The sequence below is a fragment of the Streptomonospora halophila genome (assembly GCF_039542725.1).
Taxonomy (GTDB): Bacteria; Actinomycetota; Actinomycetes; order Streptosporangiales; family Streptosporangiaceae; genus Streptomonospora; species Streptomonospora halophila.
On record NZ_BAABIK010000018.1, the window covers coordinates 51302 to 75546 of the forward strand.

The 24245-nt window shown below is 71.5% G+C and carries 17 protein-coding genes; 5 read left to right on the top strand and 12 right to left on the bottom strand.

Annotated features, from left to right (window positions below):
- Nucleotides 1-106: 106 nt before the first annotated feature.
- Nucleotides 107-937, top strand: coding sequence for a ParA family protein (locus ABEA15_RS16085; protein WP_344141503.1), 831 nt, complete (start codon nucleotides 107-109; stop codon nucleotides 935-937).
- 25 nt (nucleotides 938-962) lie between these two features.
- A complete protein-coding gene (locus ABEA15_RS16090) occupies nucleotides 963-1898 on the top strand; it encodes a ParB/RepB/Spo0J family partition protein (protein ID WP_344141443.1) in 936 nt (311 codons plus the stop codon).
- A 268-nt stretch (nucleotides 1899-2166) separates the two neighbouring features.
- Here ABEA15_RS16090 and trxA read toward each other — a convergent pair whose 3' ends face one another.
- The 8 genes from trxA to ABEA15_RS16130 form a co-directional block, all read right to left on the bottom strand.
- A complete protein-coding gene (gene trxA / locus ABEA15_RS16095; RefSeq protein WP_344141442.1) occupies nucleotides 2167-2493 on the bottom strand; it encodes a thioredoxin in 327 nt (108 codons plus the stop codon).
- A gap of 69 nt (nucleotides 2494-2562) precedes the next feature.
- Nucleotides 2563-3495: a thioredoxin-disulfide reductase gene (gene trxB, locus ABEA15_RS16100; RefSeq protein WP_344141441.1), complete on the bottom strand. Its 933-nt coding sequence runs from the start codon at nucleotides 3493-3495 to the stop codon at nucleotides 2563-2565.
- Between the two features lie 240 nt (nucleotides 3496-3735).
- A complete protein-coding gene (locus ABEA15_RS16105) occupies nucleotides 3736-4650 on the bottom strand; it encodes a hypothetical protein (RefSeq protein ID WP_345557247.1) in 915 nt (304 codons plus the stop codon).
- Entirely contained in the window at nucleotides 4647-5267 is a 621-nt protein-coding gene (sigM, locus tag ABEA15_RS16110; protein ID WP_344141502.1) for an RNA polymerase sigma factor SigM, read from the bottom strand. The genes ABEA15_RS16105 and sigM overlap by 4 nt, the downstream gene beginning before the upstream one ends.
- Before the next feature lie 8 nt (nucleotides 5268-5275).
- On the bottom strand, nucleotides 5276-6826 hold the full coding sequence (locus tag ABEA15_RS16115; RefSeq protein ID WP_344141439.1) for a protein kinase family protein: 1551 nt from the start codon (nucleotides 6824-6826) through the stop codon (nucleotides 5276-5278).
- Nucleotides 6827-7074: 248 nt separating this feature from the next.
- Nucleotides 7075-8952: a murein biosynthesis integral membrane protein MurJ gene (gene murJ, locus ABEA15_RS16120; RefSeq protein WP_425579403.1), complete on the bottom strand. Its 1878-nt coding sequence runs from the start codon at nucleotides 8950-8952 to the stop codon at nucleotides 7075-7077.
- Between the two features lie 79 nt (nucleotides 8953-9031).
- The gene (gene murJ, locus ABEA15_RS16125) at nucleotides 9032-10810 is read right to left on the bottom strand and encodes a murein biosynthesis integral membrane protein MurJ (RefSeq protein ID WP_344141438.1); all 1779 of its coding nucleotides are present in this window, start codon (nucleotides 10808-10810) and stop codon (nucleotides 9032-9034) included.
- 61 nt (nucleotides 10811-10871) lie between these two features.
- Nucleotides 10872-13385, bottom strand: coding sequence for a DUF6049 family protein (locus tag ABEA15_RS16130; protein WP_345557248.1), 2514 nt, complete (start codon nucleotides 13383-13385; stop codon nucleotides 10872-10874).
- A gap of 309 nt (nucleotides 13386-13694) precedes the next feature.
- Here ABEA15_RS16130 and ABEA15_RS16135 point away from each other — a divergent pair, with 309 nt between their 5' ends.
- Nucleotides 13695-15242, top strand: coding sequence for a CCA tRNA nucleotidyltransferase (locus ABEA15_RS16135; RefSeq protein WP_344141436.1), 1548 nt, complete (start codon nucleotides 13695-13697; stop codon nucleotides 15240-15242).
- Between the two features lie 80 nt (nucleotides 15243-15322).
- Here the strand turns inward: ABEA15_RS16135 and ABEA15_RS16140 are convergent, their stop codons facing one another.
- The 4 genes from ABEA15_RS16140 to ABEA15_RS16155 form a co-directional block, all read right to left on the bottom strand.
- Nucleotides 15323-16603: an MFS transporter gene (locus ABEA15_RS16140; RefSeq protein ID WP_345557249.1), complete on the bottom strand. Its 1281-nt coding sequence runs from the start codon at nucleotides 16601-16603 to the stop codon at nucleotides 15323-15325.
- 184 nt (nucleotides 16604-16787) lie between these two features.
- Complete coding sequence (locus tag ABEA15_RS16145; RefSeq protein ID WP_344141434.1) at nucleotides 16788-17486, bottom strand: hypothetical protein; 699 nt, start codon at nucleotides 17484-17486, stop codon at nucleotides 16788-16790.
- Between the two features lie 165 nt (nucleotides 17487-17651).
- A complete protein-coding gene (locus ABEA15_RS16150; protein ID WP_344141433.1) occupies nucleotides 17652-18731 on the bottom strand; it encodes an inositol-3-phosphate synthase in 1080 nt (359 codons plus the stop codon).
- A gap of 87 nt (nucleotides 18732-18818) precedes the next feature.
- Entirely contained in the window at nucleotides 18819-19448 is a 630-nt protein-coding gene (locus ABEA15_RS16155; RefSeq protein ID WP_345557250.1) for a PadR family transcriptional regulator, read from the bottom strand.
- Between the two features lie 776 nt (nucleotides 19449-20224).
- Between ABEA15_RS16155 and ABEA15_RS16160 the strand changes: the two genes are divergently transcribed.
- A complete protein-coding gene (locus ABEA15_RS16160) occupies nucleotides 20225-22825 on the top strand; it encodes a transglycosylase domain-containing protein (protein ID WP_345557251.1) in 2601 nt (866 codons plus the stop codon).
- Nucleotides 22826-22828: 3 nt separating this feature from the next.
- Nucleotides 22829-24187: a glycosyltransferase family 87 protein gene (locus ABEA15_RS16165; protein ID WP_345557252.1), complete on the top strand. Its 1359-nt coding sequence runs from the start codon at nucleotides 22829-22831 to the stop codon at nucleotides 24185-24187.
- Nucleotides 24188-24245 lie beyond the last annotated feature (58 nt).

The following is a 24245-nucleotide window of genomic DNA, read 5'->3' on the forward strand; positions in this document are numbered from 1 at the left end:
AGCCATGCCCGCCGATGTTTCACGTGAAACGGATACCGACGTCATCTCCGCGCCTGACGCCGAGGTGGAATACGACACCCCGATAGCTCGTGCGGCTCGGGTTGCGATGTCGGTGCGCGGACACGGCGACAACTCCTGGCCGCGCCCCGCTGAGTGCCGCGTCATGAGTGTCGCGAACCAGAAGGGCGGTGTCGGCAAGACCACGACGACCGTCAACCTGGCCGCGTCGCTGGCGATGCACGGCAACCGGGTGCTCGTCGTCGACCTCGATCCCCAGGGGAACGCCTCCACCGCGTTGTCGATGGACCGCAGCGCCGACTCGCGCTCGATCTACCACTGCCTCGTCGAGGACGAGGAGATCCGCGACCTCGCGCAGCCGGTACCCGATATCGACAACCTCTGGTGCGTCCCTGCCACCATCGACCTCGCCGGCGCGGAGATCGAACTGGTCTCGCTGGTGGCCCGCGAGTCGCGGCTCAAGCGGGCGTTCTCCGCCTACGACAGCAGCGAGCTGGACTACATCTTCATCGACTGCCCGCCCTCACTCGGCCTCCTCACAGTGAACGCCATGGTCGCCTGCGAAGAGGTGCTCATCCCGATCCAGTGCGAGTACTACGCCCTCGAAGGGCTCGGGCAGTTGCTGCGCAACGTGGAACTGGTGAAGTCGCACCTCAACCCCGCGATGGAGATCTCCACCATTCTGCTCACCATGTACGACGGCCGGACGAGGCTGGCATCCCAGGTTGCGGATGAAGTACGCGGACACTTCGGCGATCTGGTACTCAAGACACTGGTGCCTCGAAGTGTGCGCGTCTCGGAAGCCCCGAGCTACGGGCAGTCCGTGATGACCTACGATCCGGGGTCCACCGGCGCGGTCGCCTACATGGAGGCGGCGCGCGAGATCGCCTACCGGGCGAAGATGAGCGCCGGTAACTGACCATGAGACGTGAAGGGAGACGTCGGTGAGCCAGCAGCGGCGCGGTCTGGGCAAGGGCCTTGGCGCGTTGATACCGCAAGCGCCCGAGGCAGCCAGCCTGGACGCCCCGTCCGACCTCGGTGCGGAGCAGCAGCACCCTGAGGCCATCGGGGGCGCCTACCTCGAGGAGGTCGAGGTAGGCGCCGTTACACCGAACCCGCGGCAGCCCCGCCAGCACTTCGATGAGGAAGCGCTGGAGGAGCTGCGCGCATCGATCGCCGAGGTCGGCCTGCTGCAGCCGATCGTCGTCCGCAAGCTCAGCGCGGGGCGCTACGAGCTCATCATGGGCGAGCGCCGATGGCGCGCGAGCAAGGAGGTGGGCCTCGACCGCATCCCGGCGATCGTCCGCGAGACCACCGACGACGAGCTGCTGCGCGACGCCCTCCTGGAGAACCTGCACCGGCAGCAGCTCAACCCGCTGGAGGAGGCGGCCGCCTATCAACAGCTGCTGGACGACTTCGGCGCCACACACGACGAGCTCGCCAAGCGCATCGGCCGCTCTCGCCCCCACATCACGAACACCCTGCGCCTGCTGAACCTCTCGCCGTCGGTGCAGCGTCGCGTGGCCGCCGGCGTCCTGAGTGCGGGCCACGCCCGGGCCCTGCTGTCCGTCGAGGACTCCGACACCCAGGACCGCCTCGCCCGGCGCATCGTCGAGGAAGGGCTGTCGGTCCGGGCGCTGGAGGAGGTCATCACGCTCGGCGAGACCGACGAGAAGCGCCCGGCGCCCCGCCGCTCCCCGGCGCGCAGCGGACCGAACCCGGAGATGGAGGAGTGGTCGCGGCGCCTCTCCGACGTGTTCGAGACCCGGGTGAAGATCAACCAGGGGCGCAACAAGGGCAAGATCGTGGTCGAGTTCGCGACGCGCGAGGACCTGGAGCGCATCATCGCCGCCATGGCGCCGGGATCGACCCAGGAGTGAGACGCTCGCCGACCGGGCCGGCGCAGCGCCCGGTCGGCCGTACACCCCCGCGTTGCAGGCGTCGACTCGTCGCCGTGTCGACCGAGAGGCGGAATCCTCCCGTGAGTCGACAAGCGGTGTCGACATGGCGCCGAAGCGACCGGCGACGAGCACACGCGAAAGCGCCCCCCGAGACTCGGGGGGCGCTTTCGCGTGTGGAGAGGGCGACCGCCCTCGGCTTCCGCGACGAGCGTTTCACGTGAAACACGCGGCGGCGGAGCCGGGCGACTCAGCCGATGAACTCCTCCAGGTCCTGCAGCAGCTTGCGCTTGGGCTTGGCGCCCTTGATCTGCTTGACGAGCTCGCCGTTCCGGTAGACGTTCATCATCGGGATCGACAGGACGCCCGCATCCCGGGTGGTCTCCGGGTTCTCGTCGGTGTTGAGCTTGACGATCTCCAGCTTGTCGCCGTGGTCGGCCGCGATCTCCTCCAGAATCGGGGCGACCTGGCGGCACGGGCCGCACCACTCCGCCCAGAAGTCGACCAGCACCGGCTTATCGCTCTTCAGTACGTCGGTCTCGAAGGTGCTGTCGGTTACCTTCTTCAGGTCGGACACGGGGAACTCCTCATCGGTCGCAAGTGGTCGCGTGGTCGTTGTAGTCGAGGGTGCGCCGGGCGGCGGGGATCAGCGGCCCTGGTCGGCCAGGTAGCGCTCGGCGTCCAGTGCGGCGGCGCAGCCTGTGCCGGCGGCGGTGACGGCCTGGCGGTAGTTGTGGTCGACGACGTCGCCGGCGGCGAAGACGCCGGGGAGGTTGGTGCGGGTGCTCGGGGCGTCGACGGCCAGGTAGCCCTCGGAGTCGAAGTCCAGTTGGCCCTCGAAGAGCTCCACGCGGGGGTCGTGGCCGATGGCGACGAACAGGCCGGTGACGTCCAGCTTGCTCTCCTCACCCGTGACCGTGTTGCGCAGGTGCACGCCGGAGACCTTGGACTCGCCGACGACCTCGGTGACCTCGGTGTTCCACAGGAATCGGATCTTGTCGTTGGCGAAGGCCCGCTCCTGCATGATCTTGCTCGCGCGCAGCTCGCCGCGGCGGTGGATGACCGTCACCGAGCGGGCGAAGCGGGTGAGGAAGGTCGCCTCCTCCATCGCGGTGTCGCCGCCGCCGACCACAGCGATGTCCTGGTCGCGGAAGAAGAAGCCGTCACACGTGGCGCACCAGGAGGTGCCGCGTCCGGAGAACTCGGTCTCGCCGGGCACGCCAAGCTCGCGGTAGCCGGAGCCGGTCGCGACGATCACCGTGCGGGCCTTGTGGACGTCCTCGCCGACCTTGACGACCTTCGGCGTCGCGCTCAGGTCGACCTCGGTGACGTCGTCGGCCACCAGTTCGGCGCCGAAGCGCTCAGCCTGCTTGCGCAGGTGGTCCATCAGGTCCGGGCCCATGATGCCGTCCGGGAACCCGGGGAAGTTCTCGACGTCGGTCGTGTTCATCAAGGCGCCGCCGGCGGTGATGGAGCCCTCGAACACCAGGGGCTGCAGCTCGGCGCGGGCGGCGTAGACGGCCGCGGTATAGCCCGCGGGTCCCGACCCGATGATGATTACATTGCGGACGTCGCTCACGATCGTCGCCCTCCGGTCGGTCGGCGGGCAGAGCGCTGGCGGCTGCCCGCGGGGAAAGTCGTCTGTCCCAACAGATGGTAGGCGCGTCCAATTCCCATCCGGGCCCGGGGACGTATCGACGTGTCGACGAGTGGATCCGTCGGCGAATCGGGTGCGCCGCCGAGCCGCGCGGCGGCCACGTGAAACGGCCCCCGCCGCCGGAGGCGGAGGGGGCCGGAAGCCTGTGCGTCGGCGATCCGCCTAGGGCGCGGGCACCGTGGTCTCGGCGAGCACCGGGTCGGCCCCGCCGGCCGTGCCGCAGTCCGGCGACAGGACGACCACGTCGTAGGACTCCTGCGCCTCGCTGCCGGGCCGGGAACCGTAGTACATCACCCAGGCCGGGCCCGGCGCGCCGTCCGAGGAGTACTCGGCGACGTCGACCAGCACCGGGTTCCTGCCGGAGTCGCTCTCGCGCGCCTGAAGGCAGGAGGAGACGTCGTCGGGGACCTCCGAGGAGTCACTCCGGCCCTCCTGCGCGGAGGCGCCAGCGTCGCCCTCAGCGCCGCCTGGAGCGGTCGGGTCGCTCCGGTCGAGAACGACCCCGGCCTGCTCGGTCAGGCGTTCCTCGGTGTAGACGGTCCCGCTCTCGACGACCACCGGACGGTAGGCCAGCCCCGCGTCCTTGTGCGCGCTGTGCTCGCTCGCGCTGTCGCCGGGCCCGGCGAGCCGGCCGTTCACCGGGTCGGTGAGGAAACCGCGCATGACCGCGGTCCCGCCGCCCACGACCACCACGGCCGCCGCCGCGACGGCGAGGTAGTTGATCCACCGCCGCCGCAGGGGGACGACGTTCGACGGGTGCGAAGGAGGCTGGGGAGGCGGTGGACCGGATTCCGCCGCCGCGGAGCCGTCGCCGGAACCGCCGTCCGAACCGCCGCCTTCGGTGCGGCGGGACTCGGTCTCGGCACGCACTGCGGCGTCGAGCCGCTCGGCCACGGCGTCCGGCAGCGGAGCTGCGGACACCTCCGCCAGGACCCGAGTGACATCGGCCAGCTCCGAGCGCTGCGCGGCGCACGCGGCGCAGTCCGCGACATGCTGCTGGACGGTGCTCTCGTCGTTGTGCTCCAGCAGGCCTTCGGCCGACAAGGCGAGAGTCTCCGCGTCCACATGAGACGTCACGATGCCCTGTCACCTCCTCTCGGGGATGTGACGTCCCGCGAGTGCTCAGGGTTCCTCAAGTGGGCCAGATATGGCAGAAGTCTCGCGCGTCCCCGCGCACAGCGGCTTTTCACCGTTCCGGGGGCGACTTCGAGGATCTCGGCGGCCTCGTCGACGCGGTAGCCCATCATGTCGACGAGCACCAGCGCGAGGCGCTGCTCCTCGGGCAGCTTTCCCAGCGCGGCGTGGACGTCCATCGCGGAGTCGCTGCTGCCGGTGGGGTCGGGGGTGCTGGCCTTGGTCCGCTCGTTGGAGATGACGTCGAGCGTGGCGTCGTCGGTGGGGACCGCCGGCCGGACCATCTTGCGGCGCATGCGGTCGTGGCAGGCGTTGATCACGATGCGGTGCAGCCAGGTGCTCACCTGGGCTTCGCCGCGGAAGCGGTGTGCGCCGCGGAACGCGGAGAGGAAGGCGTCCTGCAGGGCGTCGGCGGCCTCCTCGGAGTCGCCGAGGACGCGGATCGCGACAGCCCACATGCGCTCGCGGTGGCGCCGGACCAGCTCTCCGAATGCCCGGTCGTCCCCCTGAGCGTGCCTGGACAACAGCTCCTTGTCGGGGAGCTCCTGAACCGCGTCAATCACCGTAGTCACGTTTTCCCGCGCAGCTCGACCTCGTTGACGATGCCCCGATACCTCGCCCCGTCCTGGGGCAGACTAGTGAACCATACGACGACATACTGCGCTTCGGCAGGTTCGGACAACTCGAAGTCGACTTCGCCCTGCGCACCGCTTTCGGACGCCGCCGGCGAACCGCCGGCGCCGAGAGCGGAGGGGTCGGTGGAGTCGCCCACGAGGATCTCCACGTCGTGGGGTCCGTCGCCGAGGTCGAGCGAGACCTCGTGCACCTCGTGGCTCTTGCCGAGGTCGATCCGCAGGCCCACCCCCTGCTTCAGTCCGCCGAGGTCGGCGGACTCGTAGCCCTGGGTGTGCCACTCGGTGGTGGGCTGGCCGTCGACGGCCTGGCCGGCGATCTCGTCGTGCTCCTCGCCGTCGTCGCCCAGCGGGTCGAAGCCGTTGGCCGACTGCGGCGGTATCGCCGAGAGCTCGGCCGGGTCCTGGCCGCCATCGCCCCCGGTGGTCTGGCCGTCGGGGTCCTCGCCGCCGCCGGAGCCGCTCATGCTGGTGCCGATGTTCCAAGCGGCCACCACGACCCCGATGAACACGACCAGGGCGAGCCCGCCGACCAGCATCCGCGTGACCCCGGCGGGCATGCCGCCCTCGCGGCGGCGGCGCTGGCGGGGCGCCGGAGCCTGGCGCTGCGGGGGAGCGGGAGCGTGCGAGGCGTGCGAGGCGGCGGGGAACTCGCCGGAGCGGCGCGAGGTGCCGCGGGCGGGCTCGGGAGCCATCGGCGCGTTCGCCGGGGCGGCGGGCAGCGGGACCATGCGCGGCACCTGGGCCAGCGCGTCGGCGATCTCGCGGGGCGTTGCCAGGGGACCCCCGTGCAGCGGGGCCAGGAACGCCGAGCGGCAGACGAGGTCGTTGAGGTACTGGGAGACACCGGAGTTGAGCTGCACCGGTTGGCACGGAGCGCCGGCGACCGGGGGCGCGGCCGGAATCCCGCTGCGGGCCGCGTCGGGCCAGTGGGCGGTCAGCCCCGCGTACAGCAGCCGCCCGAGCCCTTGGGCGTCGGCCGCGGCGGGCTGCTCGGCAGTGAGGCCGCCCAGCGCGGCGTCCACGCCGATGCCGGTGACCTTGACGGCGCCACCCAGGCTCCAGATCAGCTTGCCGGGGGTCAGGTTCAGGTGGTAAAGGCCGGCCGCGTGCGCGGTGGCCAGGGTCTCGGCGGCCTCCGCCACCAGACCGGCGGCGCGCTCGGGTTCGAGCGGGCCCTGGGAGAGGAGGTCGGCCAGGGACTGCCCGGCCACCCACTCCTCGACGACGTAGGGGGTGGGGCCGCTGTCATCGGCGTCGAACACCTGGGTGACGCGGGAGTCGGCGACGCGGCTGGTGGCCCGCGCGGCGCGGACGACCTCGCTGGTCCTGGGGAAACCCTCCGCGAAGGTCCACACGGCGACGAGCCGGGCCAGGGTCTCGTCGGTCGCCTTCCACAGGGTGGCCCCTGCGGTGTGGCTTACCTGGCTGTCGAGTCGATAACGGCCTGCGAGACGGGCGCCGGGCTCAATCATGAAGGTGCTCATGCCGGGAGTGACGGACGTGACGGCCGACTCGGGCCGCTCCCGCTCGAAGCTGGCTGCGGGGCGGGTCCGGCCGTGTCTGTGCCTGTCCCCAACCTCCCTTCGGGCAGCTCAGAAAACTCATGGGCGGCGGCATAGAACTGCCGTTCCATGCTAGGACGCACAGGCACCGCCTTCGGTGGCCAGGTGTGGGCGGGTGAACGAGCATTTGGGTCCTTTTGTCGACTACGCAGAGTCAGTCGGCCTGGTGATCAGCGGCGCAACAGGCGGCTTCGCACCATTTCCAAGAATGTTGTGACTTCAGTCACACCGAGGCGCTTGGCGACCAGGATGAAGATCAGCGCGCCCACCGTGCCGCCGGTAACCATGGCCAGCAGAGACGGCAGCACGGTGCCCGAAACCAATCCGAAGGACGCCACCATGGCGACTCCGAAGACCGCGCTGGGGACCGCGGCCGCGTACAGCAGCGCCAGGGTCCGCAGAATCCGCCGGCCGTCCAGACCGTTGATCCGACGGCGCAGCCCGCGCCAGGCCAGCACGGACCCGACGATGTAGTAAGTGCCGTAGGCGACCGGCAGCAGCACCACCACCAGCCGCGGCGGCGCGGTCATCAGCAGCGTGACGGCGAGCGCGGCGTGCGCGGCCTCGGCGGGGAGCGCGATCAGCGACGGCGTCCTGGTGTCGCCCAGCGCGTAGTAGACCCGCATCTGCAGCTGGAACATGGTGAAGGGGATGAGCATCGCCGCGAACACCATGAGGATCCGCCCGATGGCCCCCGCGTCCTCGGCCGAGGTGCTCCCGTTGGCGTAGATCAGCACGCAGAACGGGACCGCGAAGACGATCATCGCCACCGACAGCGGCACGATCAGCACCGCCGACAGCCGCAGGCCGCGGGAGAAGTCCGAGCGCACCAGGTCCTTGCGGCCGTCGGCGACGTGCGCGCTCATCCGCGGCAGCAGGGCGGTGATCACCGAGACCGCGATGATGGCGTACGGCAGCTGGAAGAGCATCGACGCGTACTGGTAGGCGGTGATGCCGGCGCCCCCCGCAGCGTCGCCCTCCTGCGCCGCGCGGACGCCCGCGCGTGTGGCCACGTTGGTCGTCACCAGCAGGCCCGCCTGGGCGACCCCGACGTAGAGCATCATCCACGCCGCGGTGCGGACGGCCTCGCCCAGCCCGGAGCCGCGCAGGTCGAGGCGCGGGCGCCAGCGGAACCCCGCGGCGAACAGCGCCCACACCAGCACGAGCGCCTGCAGCACCTGCCCGCCCGTGGTGCCCAGGCCCAGCAGGGTCAGTTGGCCGCCGGTGACCGAACCGGGCGTGGTGCCCGGTCCGGTGATCACCAGGAACATCACGCCGACGCCGATGATCACCAGGTTGTTCAGCACCGGTGCCCACATCGGCGCGCCGAACCGGTTGCGGCTGTTGAGCATGGCGCTTGCGATGCCGCTCGCGCCGATGAAGAAGATCTGGCCCAGCAGGAACCGCGCCAGCAGCGTGGCCGCTTCGTGCTGGGGGGCGGTGAACTCGCCGGCGTAGATGCGGATCAGCCATTCGGCCAGCGCGATCGCCGCGATCGTGATCACGGCCAGCACCAGCAGGATCACGGTGAACAGGCGCTGCTCGGTGGCCGCGCCGCCGTCGGCGTCGCGCTTGTTGCGCTTGACCAGGAACGGGACGAAGACGCTGGCCAGCAGCCCGCCGATGAGCAGGTCGTAGACGGCGAAGGGCACCATGTTCGCCGTCTGGTAGGCGTCGCCGAGCAGCTGCGTGCCCAGGGCCGCGGCGAGCACGATCGTGCGGACGAACCCCGTTGCGCGCGAGACCACGGTGCCGGCGGCCATGATCGCGCTAGAGCGCATCAGGTTGCCCGGCGCGCTGTGCGCGGCGCCGCCGATCTCGTTGCCCTCCTCGCCCGGGCGGTCCGCGGTGCCCAGGTCGCCGTAGTCGGAGGGGTCGTGGTCGGGGTGCAGGCCCGGTTCGGGGTCGGTGTCGGGCTCGGCCTGCTCGACCGCTTCCAGGACCTCGTCGGGCATGGGGATGCGCCGCTTGCGCGCCGCGTCCCGGGCGTCTGCGGGGCCGCCGCCGGGCCGCTCTTCGGGCGGGCCGGCCGCCACCGGTTGCGTCATGGTCCTGGGGCTTCCTCGTAGGGGGGATGCGCGAAGAGGGTGGAGCCGGCGGCCGCGGTGGCAGGGGGCCGCGCCTGGTCTAGCGCCGTAGCCGTGCGCGCACGAGGGCCGCCGCGTCGGACAGCTCGGGAACCAGCAGCCGGGCGCAGAGGAGGAACAGCAGTGCTCCCGCGAGGCAGCCGACGACCGGCGCCCCGATGTTGGTGGCGAGGCCGTCGCCGAAGCGGGTGGTGGCGAACCACAGCACGCCGATGCCGACGGCTGCGCTGGGAAGCGCGGCCGCGTGCAGCCGCAACAATGTGCCACCGATGTGGCGCCCGTCAAGCCCGCCGAGGCGGCGGCTGAGGATGAAGCCGGCGATGGTCAGCCCCGACACGAACGACAGCATGAACCCGGCGGCCACGCCCACGACGACGAGGTTGGGGGGCAGCACGAGGAAGGCGATGTAGGCCAGTACACCGTGCACGGTGACGTTGGCCATGCTGATCAGCGCGGGCGTGCGGGTGTCGCTCATCGCGTAGAACACCCGCAGCATCAGCTGGAAGATTGTGAACGGCACGAGGCCCAGCGCCATCGCGCACAGCACGGCGCCGATGTTGGCCGCGTCGCCGGCGGAGGTGTTGCCGCGCGCGAAGATCAGCGTGGCCAGCGGCACCGAGTAGATCGCCAGCGCCAGGCCCAGCGGAACCAGCACCAGCGCCGAGATCCGCAGGGTCCGGGAGAACCCGTCGCGGACGTCCTGCCAGCGCCGCGCCTCGGCGTCGGCGCTCATCCGCGGCAGCAGCACGGTGATCAGGGAGACCGCGATGACGGCGTAGGGCAGTTGGAAGAGGGTGTAGGCGAAGTTGTAGGCGGTCAGCCCGGCGCCGACGTCGTAGCCTCCGCGCACGCTTGCGGCGCCGGCGCGGTTCACGACGTTGGCGGTGATCAGCAGGCCCAGCTGGGTCATCAGGGTGTAGACGAACATCCAGCCCGCGCTGCGCAGCGCCTCGCCCAGCCCCGAACCGCGCAGGTCCAGCCGGGGGCGCCAGCGGAAGCCGGCCCGCCACAGCGCGACGACCAGCACGACCGCCTGCACCGCCATGCCCGACGAGGTGCCCGCGCCCAGCAGCACCAGTTCGCCCTGGGTCACAGTGTCGACGGTGCGCCCCGCGCCGGCCGCCCACAGGAACAGTCCGCCCACGGCGATGATCACCAGGTTGTTGAGCACGGGCGCCCACACCGGTGCGCCGAACCGGTTGCGGCTGTTGAGCATTCCGCTGATCAGGCCGCTGAGTCCGACGAAGAAGATCTGGGCCAGCAGGAAGCGCGCCAGGTAGACCGATACCTGCACCTGCTCCGGAGAGGAGTCGCCCAGGTAGAGGCCGATGATCGGCTCGGCGGCGGCGATCGCGAGCGCGGTCACGGCCAGCAGCACGATCACCGCGGCGGTGAACAGGCGGCTCTCCGTCTGCACGCCGCCGTCGGCGTCGCGCATGCGCCGCTTCACCAGCAGGGGCACCAGGACACTGGCGATCAGCCCGCCGATGAGCAGGTCGTTGATGATGAAGGGGATGGTCTGGGCGGTCTGATAGGCGTCACCGAGCAGCTGCGTGCCCAGCGCCGCGGCTATGACCAGCGACTTAACGAATCCGGTGACACGCGAGACCATCGTGCCGGAGGCCATGATGGCGCTGGAGCGCATCATGCCGCCGGAGCCGCCGCTGCCCTCGGTCGGCCGCTCCGGCTCCTGCGCGGCGGCCGGAGCCGCCGCCTCGGCCGCGGCAGCGGGGTCGGCTCCGCTGCGTGCGGCCTCGGCCGCCGCCTCCCCGCCGGAGGCGGAGGGGTCGTCGCTGCCGTTGGTGGTCTCGGTGGCCACAGACGGATCCCTTCGAAGTGCGTGGCTTTGCAGGGCGGCTCGCCCGCGGCGGAGCGTGCGGCTACCGCCCGGCCGGGGTGTTGCCGGGTCCGCTCTCGTCGTCGTCCTCGTCCTCGTCCTCGGCGGTGTGCGCGGAAGAGGCGGAATCGGCGTCGGAGCCGGTCGGCGCGGGACTCGTGGACCCGTCATCATTGTCCTGCACGCCGGGTCCCCCGGCGGACGCTTCACCGTCGTCGTCGGGCTCGTCGGGCTCGTCGGGCTCCTCGCCGCCGCCGGCGCTCGCGGCCCCCGCGGCCGAGTCGCGGCGGGCCCGGTTGCGCGCCCACTTGCGCAGGGCGCGCGGCGTGAGGGCCACCACGAGAACCAGGGCGCCGATGCCGCTGATGACCAGGGCCTGGCTGCCCATGCCGGTCGCGTTGACCGCCAGCACCTGCTCCTCGGAGATCGGCTCGCCGCTGAGGTTGTGCAGGTTCATCTGGATCATGGTGCGGCCGTTGACCCGCGTGGACAGCTCAACGTAGACGGTGGTCTTGCGGCCCGGCCCGATCTCGATGGCGTCCTCGTAGTTGCCGATGGACAGCCGTTCGGGGTTCTCCGAGAGCAGCGACAGGTTCACCCTGACCGTGTGGTTGTCCAGGTCGTTGGCGATCAGGATCCCGATGGTGCCGGTCGCGCTGGCGAGCGTCACCGGCTCGGTGGGGAGGATGCGGACCTTGTCCATGTCCCGCTCGACCGCCTGCTCGACCAGCACACGCGCCGGGCGCGCCAGATCGCGGTCGTGGCGCCAGGCGGCCGACTCCAGCCGCAGCACGGCCGGGCGGAACGGGTCCTCGCCGTCGACCAGGATGCTGTTGAACAGCCGCACCCGGCCCCGCAGGTCCTTGATCTCGCTCAGATAGTCCTTGCCCAGCTCGGCGCGGGTGCCGCGCTTGGGGTAGGTGAGCTTCTCGCGCTCCTCGCCGGCGTCGGGGCCCGACGGCTCGACCTCGGACAGGTCCACGGGCTCCAGCCAGGGCAGCGAGCCGCTGGCCTCCAGCATGCCCGCGGCGTACTCGGCGCCGGGGTTCCAGCCGGAGGTCGGGTAGGCGACGACGGTGCGCTTGGTGTCGGTGTCCTCGCCGGCGATCATCGCGGTCTCGGCGGCGAAGCGCTGCTGTGCCAGTGCGGCCTCGCCGGGGTCCGAGGCGTTTCGGCTCACGACGTCCGTCAGGCTGCTGTCGGCGACCAGCGCGGTGCCCTCCTCGCCCTTGCCGAGCGAGAGGGGGGCCTGAGCGGTCGGCGTGTGCTCCACCCAGGACTGGGCGGGCATTGCGTCGTCGCGCAGCAGGAACGTGCCGGCGCCCTGCCGCTGGTAGAACTCGCGGGTCGCGGTGTTCATCAGCCCGCCCCGGGGCAGCGCCACGGTGTCGTCGGCGGGGCGTTCCAGTACCCGCTCCACGGTCTCGCGGCCCAGGGAGACCGCGGCGTCGGCGTCCTCGGAGAGCCCGTGGCGCAGGAGCGCGGCGATGTCGGCCGAGGCGTAGGGCGTCGACACCACGGAGCCGTCGGCCAGCGCGGCGCGGGCCTGCTCGAGCCAGATCCGGGCGCCGGGGCTCGCCTCCTCGGAGGTGGTGGCGGCGGCGTCGCCCCCGGAGGTGCCCCTGCCGGCCGCGGCCTCGGCCACGGCCTGGGGGTCGTCGGTCACCCGATACGGGGAGGTCAGGCGTTCGATGTCGGCCAGCAGTCCCGGGTCGACCGCCCAGGTCACGGGCACGTCGGAGCCGGTGCCGTCGGTGGAGTCCTCGGCGCCTCCCGCGGAGCCGCCGGCTTCGCCAGAGGAGGCCGACGGGCTGCCCGACGGGCTCTCCGCGGCCGAGGGCGGGGGCGAGGCCTCCTCCGCGGGCGCCTCGGGTTCCAGGGACACCTCGTCGCTCTGGGCGCCGGCGGTGAGCAGTCGGCCGAGCCGCCCTTCGGGGCCCAGGCTCTGCACCAGCGAGTTGTCCAGGAAGGTGTCCTCGTCGGCGCGCTGAGGGCGGTCCATCAGCGGCCACACCCAGGCGATCTGGACCGACGCGGGCGCGCCGTCGCCGCTGCGGTAGGGCAGGAACGTGCGCTCGGCGCCGATGCCGTCGCCGGAGCCGTCGAAGGCCTGCACGGCGGCGGGGTAGACGCCCCAGGACGAGAGCGCGAGGTCGGAGGCGTCGGCGCGCAGGGTGTAGTCGGCGGACTCGCCGGGTTCGAGCGGGCCGCCCAGCTCGACCTCGGCCGCCTCGACGTCGGGCTGGGCGCCCTCGCCGGAGGAGAAGGCGTCGAGTTCGGACCGCTCGGTGAAGGGGTAGGTCTCGTAGCTGAACCGCACGCTGACGTCGCGAAGCGCGCTGCCGGTGGTGTTGGTGACCTGGCCGGTGATCCGGATCGTGCTGCTGCGGCCGATGGATTTCGGCGTGATCTCCTCGACGATCAGCGGAGCCGTCGTGGAGCCTCCCCCGTCAGGGTCGGCCGGGGCCGGGGCCTGGGCAGGGTTGAAGGCGGCCAGGGCCGGGATGACGGCTGCGGTCGTGGCCACGACCGCGCCGATGTGGACGATTCGACGCACGCCAGAAGGTCTTCCGTGTCAGGTTGACAGTGGCCCGCGGGGGATTGGGTACGAAAGCGCTGGACGCCGCAATCTCGCGACCCGCGCGTGCACCCCCGTCGGGCGCGCGGGAGTCGCGGCGGACTGCTGAGAACGATACCCCCTACCCGGCCGCGCTCCGTTGCATTACGGCCAGGGCGGAATGTAGGGCGGCGCTGTCCCAGACCCCGCCCGCACCTCCCGCAGGCGGTCGGCGCCTCGGCCGGACCCCCTCCACAGGGGCTCCGGCCGATTCGCATGACCGGGGGAGGCCCCCTAGTCTCTGGTGGTGTGCCGAACACAGCGTTTCCCGGTGAGTCCCCACGCGAACCCGCGGGCGGGACTGCGCCGACCGTCCCGGGCGACCTCACCGACCAGCAGCGCGCGGCGATAACCGACCTCTTCGGTTCCATCGACTCCGTCGTCCAGGAGCTGGGCGAGCTGTTCTCCGCGGGCGGGCACGAGCTCGCGATGGTGGGCGGACCCGTGCGCGACGCCCTGCTCGGCCGCGAGGTCCACGACTTCGACCTCACCACCGACGCCGTGCCGCAGACCATCCTCGCCCTGGTCGAGGGCTGGGCCGACGCCGTGTGGACGGTGGGGATCGACTTCGGCACCGTCGGGCTGCGCAAGGACGGCCTGCAACTGGAGATCACCACCTACCGCAGCGAGTCCTACCAGCCCAAGTCCCGCAAGCCCGAGGTCCACTACGGCACCTCCCTGCACGACGACCTGCTCCGCCGCGACTTCACCGTCAACGCCATGGCCGTCCGGCTGCCCGAGCGGGAGTTCGTCGACCCCTTCGGGGGTCTGGCCGACCTCAAGGACGCCCGGCTGCGCACACCGGGCCTGCCCGAGGACTCCTTCAGCGACGACCCGCTGCGCATCATGCGCGCCGTGCGCTTCGCCGCCCAACTCGCCATGACCCCGGCACCCGAGGTCCGCGAGGCCGCTTCGGCCATGGCCGACCGGCTGGCCATCGTCTCCGCCGAGCGCGTCCGCGACGAGCTCGTCAAGCTGATGCTCAGCCGCGACCCGCGCACGGGCGTCGAGCTGATGGTCGACTTCGGCATCGCCGACCACGTGCTGCCGGAGATCCCGCGCATGCGGCTGGAGATCGACGAGCACCACCGGCACAAGGACGTCTACGACCACTCGCTGACCGTGCTGGACCAGGCCATCGAGCTGGAGCGCAGGCGCGGCATGCAGCCCGACCTCGTGCTGCGCCTGGCCGCCCTGCTGCACGACATCGGCAAGCCCAAGACCCGCGCGTTCGAGTCGGGCGGCCGGGTCACCTTCCACCACCACGAGGTGGTGGGCGCGTCCATGAGCAAGAGCCGGCTCAGCGCTCTCCGGTTCCCCAAGGACGTCATCGCCGCCGTGGGCAAGCTGGTGGCACTGCACCTGCGCTTCCACGGCTACGGCAAGGGCGAGTGGACCGACTCCGCGGTGCGGCGCTACGCGCGCGACGCCGGCGACCAGCTGCAGCGGCTGCACGTGCTCACCCGGGCCGACTGCACCACCCGCAACCGCCGCAAGGCCGCCGCGCTCGCCCGCGCCTACGACGACATCGAGCGCCGCATCGACCGCCTCGCCGAGGAGGAGGAGCTCAACAAGGTCCGCCCCGACCTCGACGGCAACGAGATCCAGCAGATCCTCGACATCGGTCCGGGACCGATGATCGGCAAGGCCTGGCGGTTCCTGTTGGAGCTGCGGTTGGAGAACGGCCCGATGGACAAGGAGGCCGCCGCCGAGGAGCTGCGCTCGTGGGCGCGGCGCCATCTCGAGGAGTCCGGCGGAGCGGGCGGCGGCGAGCAGCACGCGGAGGGCTCCGAGTAGCGCGCCGCCGCTACCGGCACCGCCGGACTCCCTTCGGCGACCGCCGGCCTCGCACGTCGACATGTCGACGAGTCCGCATGTCACCGCCTGCGGCGCAGGGCGCGGGCGCGCACCGTCCAGCAGGCGGCCATCAGCGCGTATCCCGCCGCGAGGGCGGCGACCGCCGCGGCGCTGGTGCCCGAACGCGGCACGGCGCCCGCCGCGAGCCCGGCTCCCGCCACGAAGGCCGCGTTGAACAGCATGTCGTAGACCGAGAACACGCGGCCCCGGAAGGCGTCGTCGACATGTCGCTGAACCAGCGTGTCGACGCTGACCTTCACCCCTTGGGAGACCAGCCCCAGCGCGAAGCCCGCGGCCGGGAACAGAGGGGGTGCGAACGGCAGCCCGAACACCAGCAGCGCCGCGCCCCCGGCTCCCAGCAGCAGCGCGATCCAGGCGTCGGCGGAGATGCGCGCGGTGGCCCACGGCGTCGCCGCGGCCCCGGCGAAGTACCCGGCCGCCGAGGCCGCCAGCGCCACCGAGAAGCCGGCGAACCCGGCGACGCCTCCGGAGGTGAAGGTGTTGTTGTACAGCAGAAGGGTCACCAGCGTCGCGACCCCGTAGGCGACCCGGTGCCCGGCGATGGTGGCCAGCCCGTAGCGGGCCGGGCGCCGGCTCCAGATGTGGCGTGCACCGTCGGCCAGTCCGGCGGCGACGTTGCGCACGGCGGCGCGGACGCGGTCCGCCTGCTCATCGAGATCGGGACCGATCTCGGCGCGGCCGAGCGTGAGCGCGGCGGGTGCGGCCAGGGCCATGGCCGCACCGGCGCCCAGCAGGATCAGCGCCGTGCCCGCGGCGCCGTCGCCGCCGAGGAGGCGCAGTCCGGCCCCGGCACCCGCCCCTGCAAAGGCGGCGAAGGTGCCGCACGTCGGCGTGACCGCGTTGGCCATCATCAGCTTGTGCCGGGGGACGACGTGCGGCAGGGCGGCCGACAGTGCGGCCAGGAGGAAGCGGTTGACGCTGAGCAGCACGAGCGCGGTCGCGAAGAACACGGCGCCGTCCGAGCCCGACCACACGAGGGCGGCGGTCGCGGCCGCCACCGCTCCTTTGGCGAGGGCGGAGACCACGAGGACTTGTCGACGTGACCACCTGTCGATAAGGACACCCGCGAACGGCCCCACGGCCGAGAACGGCAGCAGCAGCACCGCGAAGGCCACCGCCACCTGGCCCGCCGTGGTGTGCTGCTCGGGTGCGAAGAAGATGTATCCCGCCAGACCGGCCTGGTACACGCCGTCGCCGAACTGCGAGATCAGCCGAGTGGCGAACAGGCGGCGGAACCGCGGACCCCGGAGCACGTCGCGCAGATCGCCGTAGAAGGACACCGGCCAAGCCTATGGCCGCAGCCTGGGGATACAGCCGGCGGAGCGCGCCAGGACGGATGTTCCACGTGAAACCCGCGCACGGCACGGCCGACCGGATGGGCACGGCACCCGGGCCGCGGCGCCCGGCGGCGGAACCGCTGCACGCGGACCGGCCACCGGGCGGTCGGAGGGCCGGGGGCCGCCGCTACTGCCGCTGCAGCGTGCCCTCGGAGTCGCTCTCGCTGCCGTCCTCGAGGACGCTGGTGACCTTGACGTCGAGCGCGTCGCCGCCCGCGGGCTCCAGGGTGACCTGCCCGTTGTTCACGCAGTCGGGGTCGTTCGCGACCGAGTAGGTGAAGGTGAGCGAGGACTCGGTGCCCTGGGCGTCGGAGATCTCCCAGGTGCAGCGGCCGTCGTCGGTACCGCCGAGGCCGTACTCCTCGGCCGAGATCTTTTCGCCGCTGATCTCGACGGTCAGCGACCAGGTGCCCATGGTGTTGCCGGCACTGTCGTACTGGTCGAGCGTGCCGTCCCAGGTGCCCTCGTAGGTCTCCTGGACGCTGCCGCCCGCCCCCTGCCCGCCCGAGCCGCCCGAAGAGCTCAGCAGGACGAACGCGATCCCGCCCACGACGACGAGCACGGCCAGGCAGACGGAGATGACCACGAGGATGAGTCCCACGTTGCCGCCGCCTCCCGGCGGGCGGCCGCCCGGGGGCGGGGGATAGGGGCTGCCGGGCATGCCCGGGCTGCCGCCGGGCGGCGGGCCCGGGGGTGTTCCGTAGCCCGGACCGGAATCGCCCGGGGGACCGGGGTAGTGGGGGCCGCCGGGCCCCGGCGCCGGCTGCTGCCACGGTCCCTGCGGCCCCGACTGCGGGGGCCAGCCGGGGTCCTGGGGGTAGCTCATCGAGGCTCCTTGCCCTGCACGGGCGAAATGCCCGGGTCGGCTTCAGGTGGGAAGGACCATTATGGCCCGACCGGAGAGCGGGACATCGCGGACGGCCGACCTCGGCCGCGTGCGCGCACGGCCGCGGCGGCCGGTCGCCCCCCGGATCGGCGCCGCGGCCGGGCCTCAGCGGTCGATCTCGCCCGCGATGAACCGCTCGACCAGGGTGTGGCCGTCACTGTCGCTGTGCTGCTCGGGCGGCGACTTCATGAAGTAGGAGGAGGCGGAGAGGATGGGGCCGCCGATCCCGCGGTCCTTGGCGATCTTGGCGGCGCGGATCGCGTCGATGATGATGCCGGCGGAGTTGGGGGAGTCCCACACCTCCAGCTTGTACTCCAGGTTCAACGGCGCGTCGCCGAAGGCGCGCCCCTCCAGGCGGATGTAGGCCCACTTGCGGTCGTCCAGCCACGGCACGTGGTCGGAGGGGCCGATGTGCACCGAACCGGCGTTGAGCTCGTGGGGGATCTGCGACGTGACCGAGCGCGTCTTGGAGACCTTCTTGGACTCCAGCCGCTCCCGCTCCAGCATGTTCATGAAGTCCATGTTCCCGCCGAAGTTGAGCTGGTAGGTGCGGTCCACGACCACACCGCGGTCCTCGAACAGCTTCGACAGGACGCGGTGCGTTATGGTCGCCCCCACCTGGGACTTGATGTCGTCGCCCACGATCGGCACCCCGGCCCGGGTGAACTTTTCGGCCCATTCCGGGTCGGAGGCGATGAAGACCGGAAGGGCGTTGACGAAGGCCACCCCGGCGTCGAGTGCGCACTGGGCGTAGAAGTGGTCGGCTTCCTCCGAGCCCACCGGCAGGTAGGACACGAGCACGTCGACGCCGGCCGCCTTGAGTGCGGCGACCACGTCGACCGCGTCCTCGGTGGACTCCTCTATGGTCTCGCGGTAATAGCGGCCGAGCCCGTCGAAGGTGGGGCCGCGCTGCACCGTCACGCCGGTGGGCGGCACGTCGCAGATCTTGAGCGTGTTGTTCTCGCTCGCGCTGATGGCGTCGGCGAGGTCGTGGCCGACCTTCTTGGCGTCGACGTCGAACGCGGCGACGACCTCGACGTCGCCCACGTGGTAGGAGCCGAACTGCACATGCATGAGGCCGGGCACCCGTGCCTCGGGGTCGGCATCAGAGTAGTAGTGGACGCCCTGGACGAGCGACGCCGCGCAGTTTCCAACACCGACGACGGCTACACGTACCGAACCCATTGGTCCTTGCTCCTTTTTCGTTGCTGACTGGGATTGTCGCGGCGCGCCGGGGAGAACGCGCCCAGCGGCGGCTCGTGCCGCCTCCGGCTAGCGCCGGTTGCCGGTGTGCGGCGGATCCGCCCCGTCGGGCGAAGCGCTCCCGCCGATGCTCGCATCGGCCCCCGCCGGCCTTTCAGCGCACCGCCGCTCCCGGCGGATGAGGGCGTCGAGCCAGTCGACCTCGCTCTCGATGGCCGCTGCCCGATGGCGGTGCAATTCAACGGCGTAGGGATCCTGCAACCGCTCGTTCAGGCGCTCCCGCAGCGCGGACAGCCGTTCCAGCAGCCGTGCGCGCCGACCGTCGAGGATACGCAGCCGCACCTCGGAGCGGGTGCGGCCGAACAGGGTGAAGTGCACACCGAAGCACTCGTCGTCGGTGGCCGCGGGGGTGCAGTCGGAGAGGAGCTCGTGCAGCCGGTCGCGGCCCCGGTCGGTGAGCCGGTAGACGATCCGCGAACGCCGTCCGCGCGCCGCGCCGGGCTCGCTCGAGTCGGACTGGGCCACCAGGTCCCGGCGCAGCATCGACTTCAGGCAGGGGTAGAGGGACCCGTAGGAGAAGGCGTGGAACGCGCCGAGCTCGGAGTTGAGACGCTTGCGCAGTTCGTAGCCGTGCATAGGGGTCGCGGCGAGGTGCCCGAGGACGGCGAGCTCCAGCACGCGCGCCCGTCCGTTGCTCATCCCTCGCACCTCCTGGATCGTCGCGCCTATGGGGGGCAGCCGCACGCGGGCCTGTTCTGTTCCCGCCCTCGCGCGGCCGTCGGTGCCAAGCGGCCGACAGCGAGGGCCCGGTCGCGGACTTCTCCGCAGCGATGGGTCCAATGTGTGGTTTATATACGTATGACTATATCGCTTCGATATAACGCAACCCTATGTTGGCTATCTAACACCGTCGGCGAACGCCTTCTCGTGCGGCGCGTCCGAGAGAGAACCGGGACGAGCTGCGGGTTCGTTCCGTCGGGGACGCCGCGGGCGCCCTTTTCGGTGAAACTCCGTGCGCGCTCTGTGTATTCGGTCGCGGACACGCCGTATCGCCTTCGGCATACGGCGATCGCGGCGGGCCGGTACGCTCCCGCCCGGGTTGTGCTATACGGCGGCATCGCTCTACCGTGACGGGTGCTTTACCCGTGAGGCCCGATGCGCCTGTGGCCCGCCCCCCGACGGGCCCGGGAAAGCGGGGCCCGGGTCGGCCACAGCGGAACGTGTCGCTGCCCCGGCCGTGCTGCGCCACGGGATGCTTGCCTAGAGGTCGCCGACAGGAGGAAGCAGAGGACGAGGTTTCCGGAGGATCGAAAACCATCCGCGCCGATCGCGCGTCCCATGAAGCGGACGTGTGAACCCCCGAATCGACTGGTGCGGTTCGATCCACAGGCCGGATTCTCCTTCGCGCGGGGCCCATCCCCCTCCCTTACCCGAGTCGCAAGGCCGATCGGCCGCTGAACAGCAATCGAGGACGCGTGAGTACCGAAAGACGACGGAATGCCGGCGGGCGCCGCCGGGCCTCCAACGGCCCGGCCGAAGGCGCGCGCGGCAACGGCGGCAGGCGTCGGGCCGGCGGCCCGACGGGGGACGAACGCGCCGGCGGTCGGCGCAACCCGGCGAACGACGACGCCGGCCACTGGGACGACGGCGGACGAGGCCGCGGCGGCGGAGACGGTTTCTGGGACGACGACCGTCCTGCGCGGCGCGGGCGCGCCGCAGGTGCGGCCGCGGGCGCGGCGGCCGGCGACGGCCGCAGGCGCCGTCCCGAGCCCGGCAGGCAGGGCGGCGCCCTGCGCGCCGCCGGCGCCCGCTCGGAGTCCGGGCCCGGACGCAGGGCCGCGCACGGCAGCGGAGGCGGCGGCGGGCGCCGCCGCGGCGCCAGGGACGACCACGACGAGTACGACGACCGCGGTCCGATCAAGCGCTTCTTCGCGAAGGCGTGGAAGCCCGCGCTGATCGCCTGCGCGCTGATGTTCGTCACCGGTGTCGCGGTGCTCGGGATCGCCTACGCCAACACCCCCGACCCGCGCACGCTCGACCAGCAGGACAGCGCGACCCTCGCGGCCACGAGCATCAACTACGGCAACGGCAAGGAGGCCGTGACCACCGGCGAGATCAACCGGGTCATGGTCCAGCGCAAGGACATCCCCCAGACCGTGGTCAACGGCGTCCTCGCGGCCGAGCAGCGCAACTTCTACGAGGAGCCGGGGATCTCGATCACCGGCACCATGCGTGCCGTGCTCACCGGCGGCTCCGCGGGCGGCGGCTCGACCATCACCCAGCAGATGGCGCGCAACTACTACGACACCCTCTCCCAGGAGCGCACCTACACCCGCAAGCTGCGGGAGATCCTGATCGCCATCAAGGCGGGCCAGGTCATGGACCCCGACGACATCCTGGTGAAGTACCTCAACACCATCTACTTCGGCCGGCAGGCCTACGGAGTGCAGGCCGCCGCCCAGGCCTACTTCGGCAAGGACGTCCAGGACCTCAACGCCGCCGAGGGCATCTTCATCGGCACCATCATCCAGCAGCCCGGCAACTTCGAGAACATCGAAAAGGGTTCGGAGATGGAGGAGATCCTCAGGGAGCGCTGGGACTACGCGCGCGACGGACTCGTCGAGATGCACGCGAACAACCCCGAGCTGGGGATGACCAAGGCCGAGGCCAACAAGCTGGAGTTCCCCGAGGTCGACAAGTACGACGTCGGCCAGGACATCGAGGGCCAGGAGGGCTACATCCGCCAGGCCGTGATCAACGAGCTCGCCAACCGGTACGGGCTGGAGCCCAGCCAGGTGACCACCGGCGGCTACACGGTCGAGACCTCGCTGGATCCCAAGCTGATGAAGCGGGCCGGCGAGGCCTTCAGCGAGACCCTGCCCGACATGCCCAAGCAGACCGTGCAGCACCTGGTCTCGATCGAGCCGCAGACCGGCGAGATCAAGGCGTTCTACGGCGGTACGGATTTCACCGAGGACCCGAACAACTCGCTCGTCCTCGACGCCCAAGCCGGTTCGGCGTTCAAGCCCTACGTGCTGGCGACCGGCCTGGAGCAGGGGATCGGGCTGAAGAGCACCTTCAACGGCGACTCCCCCCAGGAGTTCCCGGGCGTGGGCGAGCCGATCCAGAACGACAGCAACCGCTCCTGGGGCGAGGTCGACCTCGTCGAGTCGACGGCCCACTCGATCAACACCAGCTTCGTGCAGCTGGCGATCGAGACCACGCCGGCCGCGGTTGTCGAGACCGCCGGGGCCGCCGGTGTCTCCGAGGACCAGTTCGAGACCGCCGAGATGGGGCCCAACATCGCACTGGGCACCTACCGGGTCTCGGCGCTGGACCAGGCCGCCGGGTTCGCCACCTTCGCCAACGGCGGCGTGCACGTGCCCCAGCACATGATCACCAAGGTGACCAACGCCGAGGGCGAGGTCGTCGAGCCCAACGACCAGGCCAAGCTGGAGTCGGGCACCCGGGCCTTCAGCGAGGAAACCGCCGCCGACGCCACCTACGCGATGACCCAGGTGGTCGAGAACGGCGGCGGCGACGCGGCGGCGCTGCCCGACGGCCGCCCCGTGGCGGGCAAGACCGGTACCTCCAACAGCGCCAAGTCGGCCTGGTTCGTCGGGTTCACTCCGCAGCTCGCCACATCGGTGGGTCTGAGCCGCGACGACGGCGAGGAGCTGGTCATCCCGGGCGTGAGCGCGATCTACGGTGGTACCACCTCCGCCAAGATCTGGAAGGCGTTCATGACCGAGGCGATGAAGGGCAAGGAGGTCAAGGAGTTCCCCGAGCCCGTCTACGGGGGCTCGTCCAAGCGCTACGGCCCGACGCCCGAGCCCACGGTCACGCCGACGCCGACGCAGGCCGAGGAGTCGGAGGAGCCGGAACCCACCGAGACGCCGACCTCCCCGACTCCGGAGGTCCCGGAGACCACTCCGCCGGGGGGCGCCACCGAACAGCCCTGCCGTCCCGTGTGGGAGTGCGAGACGACGGAAACGCCGACCGAGACCCCCACCAACGGTGACGGCGGCGACGGCGGCGGAAACGGCGGCGGCTGGCCGATCGCCAACAGCGGATAGCCGATGAGTATGGCTCTCGGATCGCGGGCCGGCGGCGCGGCAGCCGCCGGCCCGCGGCGTGTATTCCAGGAACCGGGGCGGGCCGGACTCTGGCTGGTCGCCCTCGGCGCAGCGGGCGCGGTCCTGGCCTACCTCGCCAAGTGGCCGTGCCGGTTCGGCGGCGCGTGGATCGACGGCGGCCAGTACACCTACGCCTGCTACAGCGACGTCTTCCCGCTGTACTACCGCGACGGGCTCGGCAGCGGCCAGGTCCCCTACCTCGACGTGCCCACCGAGTACCCGGTGCTGACCGGCGGCCTGATGTACGCCGCATCGCGTGCGGTCTCCTGGCTGCCGGAGGGCGTCGGCCGCGCGTTCGCCTACTTCGACCTGACCGCGGTGGTGCTCGGCTGCTGCCTGGTCGCCGCCGTGGTGGCCACCGGCCGCATCGCGGGCCGCGGCGGGCTGGAGCCCGCAGACACGGCGTTCCGGCCGCGTGCGGCGCTGCTCGCCGGCGGCTTCGTCGCGCTGGTCCCGTCGGCGGTCCTGGCCGGGCTGATCAACTGGGACCTGCTCGCGGTGGCGCTGCTGGCGGGCGGGCTCGCGTTCTACTCCCGGGGGCGCATGTGGGCCGCGGGCGCGCTGATCGGCCTGGCCACCGCTGCGAAGTTCTACCCGTTCCTGGTGTTCGGGCCGATGTTCGTGCTGATGGTGCGCGAGCTGTGGCGCAAGGAGGGCGGGCCGCCGGCGGCGGACTTCCTGCGCACACTCGCCGGAGCCGTCCTCGCCTGGACGGCGGTGAACCTGCCCGTCTATCTGGCTGCGCCGCACAACTGGGCCACGTTCTTCACGTTCAGCCGCGAGCGCGGTACCGACTGGGGTTCGGTCTACTACGCCCTGGGCGGCTACGGGGTCTTCGACTCCGGCGACCTGGACCTGGTCAACGCCACGGGGACGGGTGCGCTCCTGGTCGCCTGCGCCGGGATCGCCCTGCTCGGGCTCCTGGCCCGCCGTAGGCCGCCGCTGGAGCAGCTGGTGTTCCTGGTGGTCGCGGCGTTCCTGATGACCAACAAGGTGTGGTCGCCGCAGTTCGTGCTGTGGCTGCTGCCGCTGGCGGCCCTGGCCTGGCCGCGTACGGTGCGCCCGGGTTACGCGCCGGCCGTCTTCGGCCTCTGGCAGCTGGCCGAGGTCTGCTACTTCTTCGGTATCTGGCAGCACCTGCTGTACGTGTCCCAGCAGAGCGATCCCGCGACGGCGGGCGCGCCCGCCGGCCTGCCGTTCGCGGGCTATGCGCTGGTGCTCTTGGGGCGGCTGGCCGCGGTCGCGGCGATGTGCGCGCTGACGGTTGTGGATTGCCTGCGGAAGGGCGATCAGCGGGCTTGACTGCTGGTAACCTTGGCTCTCGTCTGGCTCAATGCCCTCCTGCCATGGAGAGACCATG